Origin of the sequence: Italian clover phyllody phytoplasma str. MA1, from assembly GCF_000300695.1 — a bacterium.
Classification (GTDB): domain Bacteria; phylum Bacillota_I; class Bacilli_A; order Acholeplasmatales; family Acholeplasmataceae; genus Phytoplasma.
On record NZ_AKIM01000152.1, the window covers coordinates 1 to 646 of the forward strand.

The 646-nt window shown below is 28.9% G+C and carries 2 pseudogenes; both read right to left on the reverse strand.

Going from position 1 to position 646, the window contains the following annotated elements:
• Positions 1-325 (reverse strand): annotated as a pseudogene (locus RI01_RS03065) (effector); the annotation flags it as partial.
• Positions 326-391: 66 nt separating this feature from the next.
• Positions 392-646: pseudogene (locus RI01_RS03070) on the reverse strand (ATPase); the annotation flags it as partial.

Genomic DNA, 646 nt, shown 5'->3' on the forward strand with positions numbered 1-646 from the left:
TTTGGTTTTCGAGGCGTTCTTTGATGGTTCCTAATTCATAAAAATTGATGTTCTCTTTGTTAGCAAGTTGTTGTTGATAATAACCAATGCCATTAAGGCCGTCAAAGGTATAATGAATTTCAATCATTGATTGAGTTCTTCCTCGGTGATCAGTTTCTTCCCATTCGTTTTTGGTATCAGCTTTGGTTTCGTTTAAAATAGGAATTTCTTCTTTCGATAATTTAATGATTTCCATTTCGGTTAAAACAATCCAACCGATAAATAAAAAAAGAAGTATCCCTAATACGATAAAAACCCATTTAATGATTTTTTTTATATTAAACATGATTAGTTCCTTTCGGGTAATTTATAACATACCAACATTTTAACATATTTGACTTTTGGATTTTAATTAAAACCATTTTTTGAACCAAGATTTTATTTTAATAGATGTGTCATTTACATCGTCTTTAATTTTTGTAGTAAAGGGTTGAATTGAACCTTTCCAGGTTTTTTGGTTGTCTATGGTGTTTTTAATTTTATCGTATTCTGTTATTTGTTGGGTTAATTCATCACTGTTTTCTTTTAATTTTACTTTAGTTGCTTCATGGGCTTTTTGTTCTTCTTTTATTTGTTCTTTGAGTTTATTGATTTCATGACGGAGTTC